Origin of the sequence: Sphaerisporangium rhizosphaerae (assembly GCF_042665155.1) — a bacterium.
GTDB classification, from domain to species: domain Bacteria; phylum Actinomycetota; class Actinomycetes; order Streptosporangiales; family Streptosporangiaceae; genus Sphaerisporangium; species Sphaerisporangium rhizosphaerae.
In genome coordinates this window covers 67,524-80,164 of sequence record NZ_JBHTCG010000008.1, presented here as the reverse complement: position 1 = coordinate 80,164, position 12,641 = coordinate 67,524, and the positions used below count along the sequence as shown (strand labels likewise).

Genomic DNA, 12,641 nt, shown 5'->3' with positions numbered 1-12,641 from the left:
CGTTCCCTATGTGGGGGAAGTTGTAGCAAAATCCGCTTTAGTGTGAAATATAGCGATATGTCTGTTTTTGTGACTTTGGAACGGTGTAGACGGCGATGTATGAGCGTGACACCGGTCCGGAGGCGCGGCCGGGGCAGTGATCTCGCATGGCCCCTTTGGCGAGGATCCGTCCGGGCCGAATAATGCTTTGGACCGTTCTAATTACCCATAGCTATTGGTCGACCTCGTAGGCTTATGCTCCAATTGCCCCTTGACTTGCCACGTGTAACACGCGCGTGGCCTTCCCCCCCATGAAGCAGACCAGCTGGCGAGAGGTTGCGACCAGTGAGGACAGCAACAATCGAGAGCGGTCGCCGTACCACGCCGGACGCAGCCCAACCGCCTTCGGATCCGGGTGCGCCCACCGACCAAGGAACCAAACCCGAACGGTCGATGGCTCTGCGTAACTGGCGGGTGCGAACCCGTCTCATCGCGCTCATCCTGGTGCCCACCACGGTGGCCGTCCTGCTCGGTGGACTCCGAGTGGCCACCTCCATCCAGAGCGCCACTGAATATGAACGCGTACGGACCGTCGCCGAGTTCGTCACGACTCTGAGCGACCTTGTCCACCAGCTCGACCTCGAACGCGACCTCACCAGCAGGTTCGTCGCCAACGGTCGCCGCGGGACGCAGGCACGCCTGCTCATCCGCGAACAGCAGAACGACGTCGACGTCGCCGTGCAGAGAGTGCTCGACCGCAAGTCGACGGTGCAGCAGGCCCTGGGCGAGGTCGGCAAGCAGGAGTTCTCCCGCGTCCTCGACCGCCTGTCGGAACTGCACACGCTGCGCGACATCGCGGTGAGCTCCCAGCTCCCGCCCCTTCCAAGCCTTAAGAAGTACGACTTCGTCATCGACGACCTGCTCGCGGTGTTCGACGAGACGGCGCGAGGCAGCACCAACGAAACGCTGGGCTCCAGCGCCGCCGCCTTCGCGGCGTTGTCGCGCTCCGCCGAGCAGGCGTCCAGGCAGCGAGGGCTGATGCTGACGGCGCTCGTGGTCCGCGCCTTCGACAAGAACACGCTCAGCGCCTTCCAGACCGCCAAGTCCCAGCAGGCGAGCGAGTACAACTCCTTCCTCTTCCTGGCCACGCCGGCCCAGCGCCAGGCGTACTCCGACACGGTCAGCGGCCGGCAGATCGACCTCGCCGCCGCCATGGTGGACCGCGCCCTGTTCATCACCCAGTCCGGCCCCGTCCGGTCACTGGCGGGAGGCCCGCCGCAACCCGGATCCGCCGCGCTCGACCTCATCGAGGGCGGAAACGACGTGCAGGCCTGGTTCGACGCCGCGAGCGACGGCCTGAACCGCATGCACGAGGCCCAGCGGACGCTGGGACGTTCCATCGTCGACCAGGCCGCCGATCTGGCGCGCGCCGACCAGAGCCAGGCCGCCGTCAACATCGGCGTCGTGGCCCTGCTGCTCATCCTGGTGCTGGTCATCACCACCGTCATGGCGCGGTCGCTGGTCAGCCCGCTGCGCCAGCTCCGCCGCGAGGCCCTGGAGATCGCCGGCCGCCGCCTGCCCGAGATGGTGCAGAAACTGCGCGAGTCGGAGGGCAACTCCGGCCCGCCCGACGTGCGCCCGATCGGCGTCGGCTCCACCGACGAGGTCGGTGAGGTGGCCCGGGCCTTCGACGAGGTCCACCGCGAGGCGATCAGGCTGGCGAGCGACGAGGCGCAGCTGCGGAGCAACGTCAGCGCCATGTTCGTCAACCTCTCCCGGCGCACGCAGACCCTCGTGGAACGGCAGATCACCCTGATCGACGGCCTCGAGCAGGGCGAGCAGGACGACAAGCGCCTCGGCGACCTGTTCCGCCTGGACCACCTGGCGACCCGCATGCGCCGCAACAGTGAGAACCTCCTGGTCCTCGCCGGCCAGGAACCCGCACGCCGCTGGAGCCAGCCGGTGGCGCTCCTCGACGTCACCCGGGCCTCGCTGTCGGAGGTCGAGAACTACGAGCGCGTCGCCATGAACGTCCCGGGCGGCGTCTCCATCGTCGGCCAGGCCGTCAACGACGTCATCCACCTGCTGGCCGAGCTGGTCGAGAACGCCATCTCCTTCTCGCCGCGCGAGACCAGGGTCAGCGTCACCGGCAACCGCATCGACGGCGGCGGCGTGATGATCTCCATCACCGACGCCGGCATCGGCATGACCGACGAGGAGCTCGCCCAGACCAACTGGCGGCTGGCCAACCCGCCGGTCGTCGACGTCTCGGTCTCCCGCCGCATGGGCCTGTTCGTGGTCGGCCGCCTCGCGCTGCGCAACGGCATCCGCGTGCAGCTACGGCGGCACGACACCGGCGGCCTGACCGCCATGGTCCTGCTGCCGGAGTCCCTGATGGGATCTCCCACGCATCTCGGCGGCGGCGCCCCGGGCGCGCATTCCGGGGCGCAGGCCCCGGCCTGGTCCGCGATGGGAGGGCAGCCCGCGGGGCAGGGCATGTTCGGCGCGACCCCGCAGACCAGCGGCGCGTTCGACGTGCCGGCGGGCGCCGGCGCCTTCGGCGGCTCGTTCGCCGACGCGGGGGCCTTCGGCGGCCCCAACGGCGCCGGCCCCATGGGCCCGACCACGGGCGGCGGCTTCGGCGGCCCGAGCACCGGCCCCGGCTCCTTCGGCGGCCCGGCGACCGGCTCCGGCGGGTACTCCGGACCCCCCACCGGATCGGGTGGTTTCTACGGCCCCGGATCCGGCGGCTTCGGCGGCCCTCCCACGGGCGGCGGCTACGGCGGACCGCCGAGCGGCCCGAGCTCCTTCGGCGGCCCGGCCACCGGCGGCGGTTACGGCGGCCCGGCCTCGGACGCCTTCACCCGCGGTCCCGCCCCCGACGCCTTCGGCACCCGTAACGGCCCGCCCTCGGACGCCTTCGGCGCCCCCACCGGCGGGCAGGGGAGCTTCGGCCCGTCGGCCTTCGGCGGCCCCCCCACCGGGCCAGGGTCTTTCGGCGGCCCGGCGACGGGAGCGGGGTCCTTCGGCGGCCCGGCGGCCGGAGCGGGCTCCTTCGGCCCGCCCACGGGACCGGGTTCCTTCGGCGGCCCGCCCACCGGGCCGGGCGCGCGAGGCGGCGAGGCGGGCGAACTGCCAGGGCGCCTGCGCCCGCGCCGCTACGACTCCTCCGACCTCGACGCCGTCACCGGCCCCCTGCCCGCCGTGCACACCTCGCCCATGGAGCAGGAGGAGGAGTTCTTGCCGATCTTCGCTTCCGTCGAGTCGGCCTGGTTCCGCAGGGTGGACAGCGAGCAGGAGAAGGACAAGGATCTCCCGGGATGGCAGCAGATCCCCGCCGACGCCGGCTGGCAGGCGGCGGCCGTCGTCCAGGAACCGGTGCGAGACGGCACCACGGCCGCGGGCCTGCCCAAGCGCGTGCCCAAGGCCAACCTCGTCCCGGGGTCGGCGGGCACGCAGGAGGCCGCCGCGTCGCCGCCACCCGCCATGCCGGCGCTCTCACCCGACCGGGCGCGCAGCCGCCTGTCGAGCTTCCAGCAGGGCATCCGGCAGGGCCGGGCGGTCGCCCGCGGTGAGCTGAGCGAGGACGAGGTGGCGTACAACGCCGAGCTGCGGCGCATTCAGGGCGACAAGGAGGACAAGTGAGAGAGCTGAGCCAGGCCGCCCGCGGAGTCAACTGGTTGATCACCGACTTCGTCCGGGGGGTCCCGGGAGTGGCGCACACGGTGGTCGTCTCCTCGGACGGCCTGCCACTGGCCTACTCGGAGGGGTTCCCGAAGGACCGGGCCGACCAGCTCGCGGCGGTGGCCGCGGGTCTGATCAGCCTGACCCAGGGCGCCTCCCGGGTGTTCGAGGGCGGCGCGGTCACCCAGACCGTGGTGGAGATGCAGCGGGGCCTGCTGCTGATCATGTCGATCAGCGACGGATCCTGCCTGGCCGTACTGGCCGCTCCTGACTGCGACATGGGTCTGGTGGCCTACCAGATGACGCTGATGGTCGAGCGCGCTGGGCAGGTGCTGACGCCGGCCGTGCGCGCCGAGCTTCAGGCGTCGTCCCCGCGGTGACCTCCATGGGCGGCCCGGGCTGGGAGGACGGGTTACGACGCTACCAACAGGAGCCGTCGTCGCCGGTCCGGCCTTTCACGGTCACCGGCGGCAGGACGACGCCGCGGACGCACTTGGCCATGGAGACGCTGGTACATTCCACGATTCCGCCATACCAAGATATTTCCGGCTTGATCCCGGAGTACCAGGCGATCAACACGCTGTGCCGCCAGGTGCGCTCCGTGGCCGAGATCTCCGCGCTTCTGCGGGTCCCGCTGGGCGTGGCCCGCGTGCTGATCTCCGACATGGCCGCGGAAAACCTCGTCCAGCTGCACCAGCCGCAGCTCGACGCCGGCAAGCCGGATCTCAACTTGCTCGAAAGGGTTCTCAGTGGACTTCGCAGGCTCTAGCCGTGGCGGGTTGACCTCGACGAAGATCGTCGTCGCCGGCGGTTTCGGCGTCGGCAAGACGACCTTCGTCGGGGCGGTGTCGGAGATCGTGCCTCTCACCACCGAGGCCGTGATGACCGACGCCAGCGCGGGCATCGACGACCTGGGCCTCATCCCGCAGAAGACCACGACCACGGTGGCGATGGACTTCGGGCGCGTGTCGCTGGACAGCGAGCTGATCCTCTACCTGTTCGGCACGCCCGGCCAGCACCGGTTCTGGTTCATGTGGGACGACCTGGTGCGCGGCGCCATCGGCGCCGTCGTGCTGGTCGACACCCGCCGCCTGGCCGACAGCTTCCCCGCCGTCGACTACTTCGAGGAGGCGAAGCTGCCGTTCGTCATCGGACTGAACGGGTGGGAGGGGCAGTACCCGCACAGCGAGGAAGAGGTGCGCGACGCCCTCACCCTCGCTCCCCACATCCCGATCGTCCGCACCGACGCCCGTCAGCGGGAATCGGTGAAAAGCACCCTGATCTCGCTGGTCGAGCACGCCCTGACCATGCGGGTCTCGGTGCCCGGCTGGCGCGGCTGACGGCGTCCGGCCTCCCCGCCTCCGCTCGATACGCGTGACCGGGCCGCGGAGCGGATAGGCTGGGAGGTCGAGTCGCAGACGCGAAGACCCCGGACGACCCGTAGCGCAGAGGCTGGCCAATCACGTGTTCGAGACGCTTTCCGACCGGCTGACATCGGTCTTCTCCTCCCTCAGGTCCAAGGGCAGGCTTACCGACGCCGACATCGACGCCACATGTCGAGAGATCCGCATCGCCCTGCTCGAGGCGGACGTCGCGCTTCCGGTCGTCAGGGACTTCGTGTCCCACGTCAAGGAGCGCGCACGCGGCGCGGAGGTCTCCCAGGCGCTCAACCCCGCCCAGCAGGTCGTCAAGATCGTCAATGACGAGCTGGTGCAGATCCTCGGCGGCGAGACCCGCCGCCTGCGGTACGCCAAGACCCCCCCGACCGTCATCATGCTCGCCGGCCTCCAGGGCGCCGGCAAGACCACGCTGGCGGGCAAGCTCGCCCGCTGGCTGCGCGAGCAGGGCCACGCCCCGCTTCTGGTCGCCGCCGACCTTCAGCGGCCCAACGCCGTCCAGCAGCTCCAGGTGGTCGGCGAGCGCGCCCAGGTCGCCGTGCACGCCCCCGAGCCCGGCAACGGCGTCGGCGACCCCGTCGCGGTGGCCCGCGGGTCGATCGACCACGCCCGGCGCCAGCAGCACGACATCGTCATCATCGACACCGCCGGCCGCCTCGGCATCGACCAGGAGCTGATGAAGCAGGCCGCGGACATCCGCGACGCCGTCAGCCCCGACGAGGTGCTGTTCGTCGTCGACGCGATGATCGGCCAGGACGCCGTCACCACCGCCCAGGCGTTCATGGACGGCGTCGGGTTCGACGGCGTGGTGCTCACCAAGCTCGACGGCGACGCGCGCGGCGGCGCCGCCCTGTCGGTGCGGCACATCACCGGCCGCCCGATCATGTTCGCCTCCACGGGCGAGAAGCTCGAGGACTTCGACGCCTTCCACCCCGACCGCATGGCGTCCCGCATCCTCGACATGGGTGACATCCTCACCCTCATCGAGCAGGCCCAGCGCACCTTCGACGAGGAAGAGGCCGCCAAGATGGCGGGCAAACTCGTCTCGGGCGACGGCTTCACGCTCGACGACTTCCTCGAGCAGATGATGATGGTCCGCAAGATGGGGCCGCTCAAGAACCTCCTCGGCATGATGCCCGGCATGGGGCAGATGCGTGAGCAGCTCAACCAGGTCGACGAGCGCGACCTCGACCGCGTCGCCGCCATCATCCGCTCCATGACCCCGGCCGAGCGCCAGGACCCCAAGATGATCAACGGCTCGCGGCGCGCGCGCATCGCCCGCGGTTCGGGGGTCTCGGTCACCGAGGTCAGCAACCTCGTCACCCGCTTCTTCGACGCCCAGAAGATGATGAAGCAGGTCGCCGGGGGCATGGGCATCCCCGGCATGCCCGGCGGACGCAAAGGCAAGGCCGCGCAGAAGAAGCCGAAGAAGGGGCGCAGGGTCAGCGGCGACCCCCGCAAGGCCGCCCTCGGCAAGGCGGGCGCGGCCGGCGCAGGGTCCCCGACGCCGCCGCAGCTCCCGCCGGGCCTCGGCGGCCTCGGCGGCGGCACGCTTCCGCCCGGGCTGGAGCTCCCGCCCGGCTTCGACCCCTCCAAGTTCCGCCTGCCCGGCCAGAAGTGACCCGCTTCCGCCGGCGCCTTCGGTCCGACCGATGCGCCGGCGGGAGAGGTGGTCAGGTGTCATGAGGCGTCGATTCGGACAGGCGTCCAATCATCTGGCACAATGACATGTTGGAACACCGTGACCGTGGGTGCCCTCTCACCCCCGCGCGTCATGCTTGTCCCTCGGGCGGTCATCCCGTCGTGCCCCACTCGGCGAGACGCCCGCTCACCCACGCGCGAAATCAGGAGAGACCACACCCGTGGCAGTCAAGATCAAGCTCAAGCGGCTCGGCATGATCCGCAACCCGCAGTACCGCATCGTGGTGGCCGACAGCCGCACCAAGCGTGACGGCCGTGCGATCGAAGAGATCGGCCTCTACCACCCGAAGGAGAACCCCTCCTTCATCCAGGTCGACTCCGAGCGCGCACAGTACTGGCTGGGTGTCGGCGCGCAGCCGACCGAGCCCGTCCTGAAGCTCTTCAAGCTCACCGGCGACTGGCAGAAGTTCAAGGGCGAGCCCGCCCCGCCGGCTCTGCTGGTGGCCGAGCCCAAGGCCGACCGTCACGCCATCTACGAGGCCGCCGCCAAGGAGTCGCTGTCCGGTGACACCGGCACCGGCAACGCCACCACGCAGCGCAAGGCCAAGAAGACCGTGAAGGCCGACGAGACCCCCGCCGCCCCGGCCGAGCCGGCCGCCGCCGAGGAGAAGCCGGAAGGCGAGGCCTGAGGTGCTTGAGGAAGCCCTCGAGCATCTGGTCAAGGGCATCGTCGAGCACCCGGACGACGTCCTGGTCCGCCCCCGCCGCATCCGCAGCGGGCGCGTCCTGGAGGTCCGGGTCCACCCCGACGACCTCGGCAAGGTCATCGGCCGTGGCGGCCGTACGGCCAAGGCGCTTCGCACCGTGATGAACGCCCTGGGCGACGGCAAGTACGTCCGGGTCGACCTGGTCGACCTGAACGAAGCCCGGTAACCAGACCACAGAGGCGAACCACCTCCGCACAGGGGACCCCCGGCACCCGGGCGGTCCCCTGTCGCGGTTGCGGCGTCCCCGCGGGGGCGCCGCGCCCGCCGGCCCCGTCAGGCCGGCCCCTTCAGCCCCTAAGGAGCAGCGACGTGCAGTTGGTCGTCGGCCGCATCGGCCGCCCGCACGGAATCCGTGGTGAGGTGACCATCGAAGTGCGCACCGATGACCCGGACACGCGCTTCGCCCCCGGCAGCGCCCTGGCCACCGACCCGCCGGGCACCGGCCCCCTGGTCGTCGAGAGCATGCGCTGGCACAAGAACATCCTGCTGCTCGGCTTCGACGGCGTGCGCGGCCGCGAGGGGGCGGAGGCGCTGCGCGGCACCATGCTCGTCATCGACTCGGCGGACATCCCGCCGACCGGCGACCCCGACGAGTTCCACGACCACCAGCTCATCGGCCTGCCCGTCGTCACCACCGGCGGCGAGACCGTCGGTGAGATCATCGACGTGCTCCACCACGGCCAGGACCTGCTGGTGATCCGCCGGCGCGGCGAGGAGGTGTTCGTCCCGTTCGTCAAGGCCCTGGTGCCCGAGGTCGACCTGGTCGCGGGGCGCGTCGTCGTCGACGCCCCTCCCGGGCTGCTCGACTCCGAGGAGACCTCGTGACCGGCGCCCGGCGGGCCGCGGGGGCGTGCGGGCGGTGACCATGCGCGTCGACATCATCTCGATCTTCCCGGAGTACTTCGCCCCGCTGGAGGTCTCCCTCATCGGCAAGGCGCGCCACAAGGGCCTGCTGGACGTCCGGCTGCACCAGCTCCGCGACTGGACCCGCGACGTGCACCGCACCGTCGACGACACCCCCTACGGCGGCGGCCCCGGCATGGTCATGAAGCCCGAACCGTGGGGCGAGGCCATCGACGCCGTCGTCGCGGCGGCGAGCGCGCCGCCCCGGCTGATCGTGCCCACCCCGAGCGGACGGCCGTTCACCCAGCAGGTGGCCCTGGAGTACGCCAAAGAGCCGTGGCTGCTGTTCGCGCCCGCCCGCTACGAGGGCATCGACTCCCGGGTCATGGCCGAGTACGGGGCGAGCCTGCGCCTCGACGAGGTCAGCATCGGCGACTACGTCCTGGCCGGGGGAGAGGCGGCGGTGCTGGTCATCGTCGAGGCCGTCGGCCGCCTGCTGCCGGGGGTGCTCGGCAACGCGGGCTCGGTGACCGACGACTCCTTCGCGCCCGGCGCGATGGAGGGCCTGCTCGAAGGCCCCGTCTACACCAAGCCTCCGGTCTGGCGCGGGCACGAGGTGCCGCCCATCCTGCTGTCGGGCAACCACGGGGCGATCGCCCGCTGGCGGCGGGACCAGGCGCTGCGGCGCACGGCCGCCAAGCGTCCCGAACTGGCGGCGCGGCTCGACCGGCGGGCTCTGGACCGGCGCGACCGCGAGGTCCTCGACGAGACGTCCACGGGTCCGGTCGTCCCCGAACTCCCTGAAACGTCCACGGGTCGTGGCGACGCGGTCGTCCCCGAACCCCCTGAGACGTCCTGAGGGCGACCACGCTTCGCCGTCGGCGCGGTGGTCGCGCTTCGTTTCGCTTCGAGGCGGAAGATATGGCAGACTGAATCGCTGCTGCCAACTGCCCTGTGGTTGGCGTGGTCGGCTCGGGCAGACGGCCCGGCCTTTGGACGTATCCAGCCCAGCGCTCGTGTCTTCCTCGTCGCCGTGCCTCTGGCATGGCCGGGCGGACCTCCGGGCGCTCGCTAAAATCGAGGAACCGCTGTCATGCACACGCTGATCCAGGAGCTTGAGAAGGCCTCCACACGCAGTGACGTCCCGAGCTTCCGCCCGGGCGACACGCTCGAGGTCCACGTCCGCGTCGTCGAAGGCAACCGGTCCCGCATCCAGGTCTTCAAGGGCTTCGTGCTGCGCCGGCAGGGCGGCGGCGCCCGTGAGACTTTCACCGTCCGCAAGGTGAGCTACGGCGTCGGCGTCGAGCGCACCTTCCCGGTGCACAGCCCGGTCATCGAGAAGATCGACGTCGTCACCCGCGGTGACGTCCGCCGGGCGAAGCTGTACTACATGCGCGACCTGCGCGGCAAGGCGGCCCGCATCCGCGAGAAGCGCGACGCGCTGCCCACCTCCAAGTAAGGCCGGGCGCCCGCGACGGCCCGCACCCGCTCAGGGATGCGGGCCATTTCGCTGAAGTCATGCCCAACTCGCACCCTGCGGCGGCGTCTCGCCGGGCGCCGGCCTTCGGGTCGGCGCCGGGTCCACTCTTGTTCGGACGCGGAGTTTCTTTGGACGTGATCCCGAGTCGGCGACCCGCCGTGGAGCGCGCATCATTTAGGCTCGACAGCGATGACTAGCGATGGCCAGGGGGCCGGCGTCCGCGCCGCCCCGTCGGGGACGAGGTAGACGTGGTCGCGGAAGACACCAAGCCGTCCGCCAAGGGCGGCAAGGATAAAAAGGGCTCGTTCTGGCGTGAGCTCCCGGTCCTGGTAGTGGTCGCCCTGGTCTTGGCGCTCATCATCAAGAGCTTCGTGATCCAGGCGTTCTACATTCCGTCGGAGTCGATGGAGAACACCCTGCTCGTCAACGACAGGGTGCTGGTCAACAAGCTCGTCTACCACACGCGCGACATCGAGCGCGGCGACATCGTGGTGTTCTCCGGGGTCGACTCCTGGGCCTCCGAGGTCGACGTCCCCGATCCGTCCAACCCGGTCGCGGGCTTCTTCCGCTGGGTCGGCACCGCCTTCGGGGTGGTCCCCGGCGAGAAGGACTACATCAAGCGCGTCATCGGCCTGCCCGGCGACACGGTGAAGTGCTGCGACGCCAAGGGGCGCATCACGGTCAACGGCGTCCCGCTGGACGAGAAGGCCTACCTGTACCCCGACGACCAGCCGTCGCAGAAGTTCTTCGAGATCAAGGTCGAGAAGGACCGCCTGTGGGTCATGGGCGACCACCGCTCGGTCTCCCTCGACTCGCGGTCCCACCAGGGTGACCCCGGTGGCGGGGCCATCCCCAAGGACAAGGTCGTCGGACGGGCGTTCGTCATCGTGTGGCCGTTCGCGCGCGCCACCACCCTGCCGATCCCCGACACCTTCAACCAGGCCGCCCTGAAGACCGTCGCCATGGCGGACGGCGCCGCGCCGCTGCTGCTGGGCTTCGCGGGGGCGTTCCCGCTGTTGGCGGTGCGCCGCCGGTGGGTCGTCCGCAGGGCCCGGGGCCGCGCCGGCTGACACTCTCCGGCGCCCACCTCCGCCTCCGTTTCCGCCCGCGGCTTTGACGCGGGCGGCCGGGCGCCGCGCACCGACGTCCCCCCGACCAAGACGAAGGAGACAGGGCCGCTCTCCCCGGGCCTCCCGGCGCCAGGGTGCCCCGCGATTCCGATGAGCGTCAGACAGGACAATCCGGATCCTCAGGACCCGGCCCCCGCTCCGCACTCCGCCGATCCCGCCGGCCGGGGCACCGCCGAGGACGTCCCCAGGCCCGCCGAGGGCTCCGAGGACGGCCCCGGGGCCACGGACGGGGCCGGTGGCGCGGACCGAGGCGGCGGCGCGGACGAAGGCGGCGCTTCCGGTGCTCCCGACGCTCCCGGTGTGGCGAAGGAGAAGAAGAAGTCCGGCTGGCGCGAGTCCGTCGTCCTGGTGCTCATCGGGGTCCTCGCCGCGGTGCTGGTGCGCCTGTTCGTCCTGGACTCCTTCTGGATCCCGTCGGAGTCGATGGAGGACACCCTGCTGATCGACGACCGGGTGGTCGTCAACCGCATCACCGGCGACATCGACCGCGGTGAGGTCGTGGTGTTCACCGGCTGGGACGGCACCACGCTCATCAAGCGGGTCATCGGCGTCGGCGGCGACCACGTCAAGTGCTGTGACGCCAAGGGCCGCATCACCGTCAACGGCGTCGCGCTCGACGAGCGGTCCTACCTCAACCCGCAGGACTACCCCTCCCAGGAGAACTTCGACATCACCGTGCCGAAGGGCCGGCTGTGGCTCATGGGCGACCACCGGGCCGCCTCGGAGGACTCCCGCGCGTTCATGAAGAACCGGTACCACGGCACGATCTCCACCGGCGACGTGGTCGGCAGGGCCTTCGCCCTCTACTGGCCCCTGTCCCGCGTCGGCACCCTCCCCGTCCCGGAGACCTTCGCAAAGGTGCGATAACGTACCCCTCCCTTCGATTGGGGCGTAGGCTTGTGTTCATGGTCGCGCTCGCATCGCCGTTCTCCGGCCGAAGGGCCCGACCCTCGCGCCGGTCCGTTCCCTCGCGGCGGGGCGCCGAGCCGCACGCCTCATGACCGTCACCTACCGCCCGCGCCCGAGCGTCGTACGGCGGGACTCCGGGCTCTACGGCTACGAGCGGGCGCTCGCGCGGCGCGGGCTGTCGCCGATCGCCGGGGTGGACGAGGCGGGCCGAGGCGCCTGTGCCGGGCCGCTCGTGGTGGCCGCCGTGGTCCTGCGGTCCGAGATCGACGGCCTGGCCGACTCCAAGCTCCTCACCCCCGCCCGGCGCGAGGTGCTGTACGACCGCATCCTCGCCACGGCCCGGGCGGTGCAGGTCGTCGTGACACCGCCCGAGGAGATCGACGCACGCGGGCTGCACAAGTGCAACATCGCCGGGATGCGGCGGGCCGTCGCCGGTCTCGGGTGTGATCTCGGGTACGTTCTGATCGACGGGTTCCCGGTGCCCGGCCTGCCCGCGCCGTCGTTGGCCGTGTGGAAGGGCGACCAGGTCTCGGCGTGCGTGGCGGCCGCGTCCATCGTCGCCAAGGTGACCAGGGACCGCATGATGACCTCGCTGGACGATCTCTATCCCCAGTACGGCTTCGCCGAGCACAAGGGATACGTCACGGCCGGTCACCGGCGCGCTCTGGCCGCCCACGGCCCCAGCCCGCATCATCGATTCTCCTTTGTGACGGTGAACTCGGTGGTGCGGTCAGGAGCGGGTGGCGAGATAGGCGACAATGAATTGGGGGCCGGTGTCCTCTGATGGGCGGCACCGGGGGAGGAAGGGAAG

General features: G+C 70.8%; 13 protein-coding genes. All 13 read left to right on the top strand.

The features are described from left to right. Positions 1 to 432 precede the first annotated feature (432 nt). The 13 genes from ACFQSB_RS14190 to ACFQSB_RS14130 all read left to right on the top strand — a co-directional run bounded on the left by ACFQSB_RS14190 (position 433) and on the right by ACFQSB_RS14130 (position 12,614). Positions 433 to 3,624 (top strand): nitrate- and nitrite sensing domain-containing protein, encoded by a 3,192-nt coding sequence (locus ACFQSB_RS14190; protein ID WP_380826837.1) that lies wholly within the window; start codon positions 433 to 435, stop codon positions 3,622 to 3,624. Beyond that, a complete protein-coding gene (locus ACFQSB_RS14185; protein ID WP_248960559.1) occupies positions 3,621 to 4,043 on the top strand; it encodes a roadblock/LC7 domain-containing protein in 423 nt (140 codons plus the stop codon). The genes ACFQSB_RS14190 and ACFQSB_RS14185 overlap by 4 nt, the downstream gene beginning before the upstream one ends. Positions 4,044 to 4,048: 5 nt before the next feature. Beyond that, the gene (locus ACFQSB_RS14180; RefSeq protein ID WP_354842392.1) at positions 4,049 to 4,432 is read left to right on the top strand and encodes a DUF742 domain-containing protein; all 384 of its coding nucleotides are present in this window, start codon (positions 4,049 to 4,051) and stop codon (positions 4,430 to 4,432) included. A gap of 10 nt (positions 4,433 to 4,442) precedes the next feature. Then, positions 4,443 to 5,003, top strand: a complete 561-nt coding sequence (locus ACFQSB_RS14175) for a GTP-binding protein (RefSeq protein WP_354842182.1) — start codon at positions 4,443 to 4,445, stop codon at positions 5,001 to 5,003. Positions 5,004 to 5,127: 124 nt separating this feature from the next. Further along, entirely contained in the window at positions 5,128 to 6,681 is a 1,554-nt protein-coding gene (ffh, locus tag ACFQSB_RS14170) for a signal recognition particle protein (protein ID WP_380826834.1), read from the top strand. A gap of 241 nt (positions 6,682 to 6,922) precedes the next feature. After that, a complete protein-coding gene (gene rpsP, locus ACFQSB_RS14165; RefSeq protein ID WP_354842188.1) occupies positions 6,923 to 7,390 on the top strand; it encodes a 30S ribosomal protein S16 in 468 nt (155 codons plus the stop codon). Between the two features lies 1 nt (position 7,391). Next, entirely contained in the window at positions 7,392 to 7,634 is a 243-nt protein-coding gene (locus ACFQSB_RS14160; RefSeq protein WP_354842190.1) for an RNA-binding protein, read from the top strand. A gap of 143 nt (positions 7,635 to 7,777) precedes the next feature. Next, positions 7,778 to 8,293 (top strand): ribosome maturation factor RimM, encoded by a 516-nt coding sequence (rimM, locus tag ACFQSB_RS14155; protein WP_380826833.1) that lies wholly within the window; start codon positions 7,778 to 7,780, stop codon positions 8,291 to 8,293. A gap of 40 nt (positions 8,294 to 8,333) precedes the next feature. Continuing rightward, the gene (trmD, locus tag ACFQSB_RS14150) at positions 8,334 to 9,170 is read left to right on the top strand and encodes a tRNA (guanosine(37)-N1)-methyltransferase TrmD (protein WP_380826832.1); all 837 of its coding nucleotides are present in this window, start codon (positions 8,334 to 8,336) and stop codon (positions 9,168 to 9,170) included. 234 nt (positions 9,171 to 9,404) lie between these two features. Further along, entirely contained in the window at positions 9,405 to 9,770 is a 366-nt protein-coding gene (gene rplS, locus ACFQSB_RS14145) for a 50S ribosomal protein L19 (RefSeq protein WP_354842196.1), read from the top strand. Positions 9,771 to 10,039: 269 nt separating this feature from the next. Next, positions 10,040 to 10,861, top strand: a complete 822-nt coding sequence (gene lepB / locus ACFQSB_RS14140) for a signal peptidase I (RefSeq protein WP_354842198.1) — start codon at positions 10,040 to 10,042, stop codon at positions 10,859 to 10,861. Positions 10,862 to 11,011: 150 nt separating this feature from the next. Beyond that, entirely contained in the window at positions 11,012 to 11,788 is a 777-nt protein-coding gene (gene lepB, locus ACFQSB_RS14135; RefSeq protein WP_380826831.1) for a signal peptidase I, read from the top strand. Positions 11,789 to 11,918: 130 nt separating this feature from the next. Continuing rightward, the gene (locus ACFQSB_RS14130) at positions 11,919 to 12,614 is read left to right on the top strand and encodes a ribonuclease HII (protein ID WP_380826829.1); all 696 of its coding nucleotides are present in this window, start codon (positions 11,919 to 11,921) and stop codon (positions 12,612 to 12,614) included. Positions 12,615 to 12,641: the final 27 nt, after the last annotated feature.

Bases quoted from the DNA above. Each gene is read 5' to 3' on its own strand.
- ACFQSB_RS14190 (WP_380826837.1), top strand. From the start codon at position 433: ATGGCTCTGCGTAACTGGCGGGTGCGAACCCGTCTCATCGCGCTCATC.
- ACFQSB_RS14180 (WP_354842392.1), top strand. From the start codon at position 4,049: ATGGGCGGCCCGGGCTGGGAGGACGGGTTACGACGCTACCAACAGGAG.
- trmD (WP_380826832.1), top strand. From the start codon at position 8,334: ATGCGCGTCGACATCATCTCGATCTTCCCGGAGTACTTCGCCCCGCTG.
- rplS (WP_354842196.1), top strand. From the start codon at position 9,405: ATGCACACGCTGATCCAGGAGCTTGAGAAGGCCTCCACACGCAGTGAC.
- lepB (WP_380826831.1), top strand. From the start codon at position 11,012: ATGAGCGTCAGACAGGACAATCCGGATCCTCAGGACCCGGCCCCCGCT.
- ACFQSB_RS14130 (WP_380826829.1), top strand. From the start codon at position 11,919: ATGACCGTCACCTACCGCCCGCGCCCGAGCGTCGTACGGCGGGACTCC.